Origin of the sequence: uncultured Paracoccus sp. (assembly GCF_947496875.1) — a bacterium.
GTDB lineage: Bacteria > Pseudomonadota > Alphaproteobacteria > Rhodobacterales > Rhodobacteraceae > Paracoccus.
In genome coordinates, this window is record NZ_CANMEH010000054.1 from 1 (window position 1) to 3,548 (window position 3,548).

The 3,548-nt window shown below is 63.3% G+C and carries 5 protein-coding genes; all 5 read left to right on the forward strand.

Going from position 1 to position 3,548, the window contains the following annotated elements; all coding sequences use genetic code 11:
• On the forward strand, positions 1-273 hold a 273-nt coding region (locus tag Q0938_RS18930), incomplete at its 5' end, for a hypothetical protein (RefSeq protein ID WP_299365631.1).
• A gap of 391 nt (positions 274-664) precedes the next feature.
• On the forward strand, positions 665-1,273 hold the full coding sequence (locus Q0938_RS18935; protein ID WP_299365633.1) for a pyridoxamine 5'-phosphate oxidase family protein: 609 nt from the start codon (positions 665-667) through the stop codon (positions 1,271-1,273).
• A 294-nt stretch (positions 1,274-1,567) separates the two neighbouring features.
• Positions 1,568-2,056, forward strand: a complete 489-nt coding sequence (locus Q0938_RS18940) for a twin-arginine translocation pathway signal (protein ID WP_299365635.1) — start codon at positions 1,568-1,570, stop codon at positions 2,054-2,056.
• 37 nt (positions 2,057-2,093) lie between these two features.
• The gene (locus Q0938_RS18945; protein WP_299365637.1) at positions 2,094-2,678 is read left to right on the forward strand and encodes a ferric reductase-like transmembrane domain-containing protein; all 585 of its coding nucleotides are present in this window, start codon (positions 2,094-2,096) and stop codon (positions 2,676-2,678) included.
• A 127-nt stretch (positions 2,679-2,805) separates the two neighbouring features.
• Positions 2,806-3,087, forward strand: coding sequence for a hypothetical protein (locus Q0938_RS18950; RefSeq protein WP_299365639.1), 282 nt, complete (start codon positions 2,806-2,808; stop codon positions 3,085-3,087).
• The last annotated feature ends 461 nt before the right edge of the window (positions 3,088-3,548 follow it).

Genomic DNA, 3,548 nt, shown 5'->3' on the forward strand with positions numbered 1-3,548 from the left:
GCTCGCCGCGAGGGCCGAAGCGGACATGGCGAGCATTTGCCGACGCGTGGTCATGTGTTTTCTCTCTTTGCCGGTTCGTGGAACGCGCTCGTCTATGCAGCCGCCGCCGCGCGAGAGGACGCCATCTCAAAGTCCGGGGAGTTCGAGCGCGTGATCCGGAGCATCGAACTTCCCGCCCGGCACTTCTACGACTTGCCCTTCGTGGATCCCGACCATGCCGAGTTCTTGGTCGAGAGAGCAGTGGCGGCAGGCGTCGGCAGGTCCAGTACTTGATGCGACTTGCGCGTGGTAGCCGGGCATCAACCCTCACGTCGATCAGCTTTCAGTTGCGATGCTGAACGCCGATGCTGCGCCCAGCGTCCGCAGCCATGTCCCCAAATCCGTCAGGCACCATGAAGATGACGCTTGTCGCAACCTCCCGGGCTCCGGCGTCGGCCCCAGCCGGTGGGGCATTCCCAAGATCACTGTACGCGCTCATCATCGCTGTACGCCTTCCCAACATCTCGCAGAGCCCACGGGCACAGGATACCATCGGCGCCCGGATAACGCATCAACCAACCATGCCTGATAACCGTTGGGCCGCAGCCGCGGAGGTTGATCTCAGGATGACGCGGGGAAGCCGCGCGGCGCCTGCTGAGCTACAGTTTCGAGGGGAGTATCACCATTGCCGAACTGGATCGAGACGCTGGACGAACTGCACAGCCATTATGGAAATCCCGGTGAGACCTCGCAGGTCAAGGTTACCAACTTCCTGACCCCTGCGTATCGCAGCCATGTCCAACGAGCTCGTTTTTGTGTGCTGACGACAGTGGGACCCGAAGGAACGGATGGAAGCCTGCGTGGCGACGAGGGGCCGGTCGTCGCGGTCCAGGACGAGCGGACGCTGTTGCTGCCGGACTGGAAAGGGAATGAGCGGATCGACTCGCTTCGCAACATCGTCCGGGATGGTCGGGTCAGCCTCATGTTTCTTGTGCCCGGATCGAACATCGCCATGCGGGTCAATGGCCGCGCCAGGGTAACCGCTGATCCGGACATTCGCAGGTCATTCGAGCGGCACGGCAAGCTGCCCCGTTCGGTTATCCGGATCGATATTCACGAGGTCTATTCGCAATGCGCTCGTGCCCTGATCCGCTCGCAACTCTGGTCGGACGTGGCCAGCGCCGCCGATTTGCCGAGCGTTGGCGACATGCTCAAGGAGATCACTTCAGGTACTTTCGACGGCGAAAGCTACGACGCGGAATGGCCCGAGCGTGCTGCACGGAGCATGTGGTGAGCCAGTGAGATCAGGCCAGCGACGGCAACGTCCGCGCCTACCCACATGCAGTGCTGCAGCAGGCATGAACGGCCAGTATAGGCATTCCGCAGCAGCCACTGTGCCGAATGGCTGCAGTGGGCCGAAGATGCGTTTGCCCGTCGGACAGAGCTGCCAAATCACGCAGTCTTGAGCATGGAGCGAGGGTTCCGCCTCCGTCACATGGTCCGATTTCGTCGCAGAAAGGCTATCGTTGGAAGTAGGCACCACGCCATGACTGGCGCAGGAACTCGGTTGCCGGTGGGAGACATCTCCATGACGCACGGTTTCACGACACGCCGAACCCTGCTTCGCGCTGCTGGCGCAGTCGCGGCGGTTGGACTCTTCGGCCTCCTCATGCCGGTCCGCGCGCAAGGGCTTGTGGCGACCCCCACGATGCGGGGCGGGGCCAACAATTACCGCCCCGGCGCGCCGATCGTGGATCGGATCGGCGGCGGGGGGTTCTGGATGACCGGCACCGTGCGTCGCGCGGGCGATGGAGCGCCGCTTGCAGGCCAACGGATCCAGATCTGGGCGCACACGACGGAGGGCTCGGAACGCGACCCGCAGAGCCACGGGGCCACGCTGACGGACGCGAACGGAGCCTTTCGACTCGAAATGCCGCAGATCGTCCCGGCGTTCGGGCAGCCTCATGGCCATCTTGCCTATGACGACGAGGATTTCGAAACCGTCTTCCTTCGTCCGGTCATGGCGAGCGCACGGGACACCAGCCTCAGCGCGGATTTCGTCCTTCAGCCGGTCTGATCCGGTGGGTCCGAACGGATCCCCCAGCGCCCGCGACATGCTTGTCTGGGCGGCTATCGCCACGTTCATCGCCGTGCCGATCGCCGCTGCCGCGACAAGCCCACTGCTCGGCTACCGCGACGCTGTCTACATCCTGGGAGGGTTCGCGGGGATCGTTGCGATGTCGCTCCTGCTGGTCCAGCCCCTGCTCGCGGGAGGGCTCCTGCCGGGCCTCTCTGGCGTGCGAGGACGTCGTGTCCATCGCTGGACCGGAGGGGTTTTGGTCATGGCAGTTGTGATCCACATCGCGGCCCTTTGGATCACCAGCCCGCCGGACGTGATCGACGCGCTTCTTCTTGCGTCGCCGACGCCGTTCTCGGTATGGGGCGTCACCGCCATGTGGGCCGTGTTCGCCTCCGCGCTCCTGGCTGCACTCCGCCGCCGTTTCCGCCTGCGTCCACTGGCGTGGCGACGGGCCCACACGGCCCTTGCCGCGGTCATCGTGCTGGGAAGCGTGATGCATGCGATGCTAATCCAGGGAACGATGGAAACGATGTCGAAAGCCGCGCTCTGTGTGGTTGTTCTCGCCGCAACCGCGAAGGTGATTGCTGACAAGGGCGGTGCGCCGAGGCGACCGCGTTAGAAGCACGTGAATGGGCTTGTGTGCCTCCGCTGGATGACGCGGTAGGCGCCTTCATTGCACCTGAGGACATCTTACCTTTCCCTGAAGACAGGAAGGCTTCATGATCTGCTCAGCGAATTCATGGCCCATGTTCAGGATCGCCCGGCGGAACACACAGGCTGCACAGCCGGACGATCGGGGCGAACTCGGCTGCGGTCGGAAGTTCAGCGCGTATCCGCATGTCGTGTCGGTCTACCTTCCGGACCAAGCCGTCGTGCTCACTAAAGAGTTACGTCAACACCATCTCTTTGCCGAACTGCTGCTGTCCGCTTTTCAGATGCGCATGGGCATCGGCATCGAGCGTGAAGCTTCGGTCGATCCGGAGGGCGATGATCACTGCCGCAACGCCGTCGCGACGTCGGAGAGGTAGAAAAAGAGCGGGTTTCGGCAAACCGAGTGATCTGCTCTGCGCACGAAGCAAATCGTCTTATGGCGCTTCTCGTCTGCTGCCGGCGACAGCATGCCAACATCGGTAACGGCGCCCGACGCGCCCGGACCGACCGGGCCACCACGGAACTGTCCGCTCATCAGCGTGCGTAACTGACACCCCCGTTAACTTTACTGGCGGCTGTGCGGGCACTGCGTCCTGCGGGGTCCCCCGACGGGGGCTCAAACTGACTGACGTCAATTACTAAACCACCAGCGAGCATTTGGCTGCGCCTGGTCCCGCAGCCCGGCTTGGCCTCCTGTGCCCCTGATCCGAGGACGACATGACGGCGAACCTGATGTTCGACCTCGACGGCAGCTCCTCGACAGAGGGTCACGTCCGTCAAGCTGGTGTAATTTCCCGGATGGCCTGAGGGCATGATCAGGCGGCTTTCGTTGTGATGC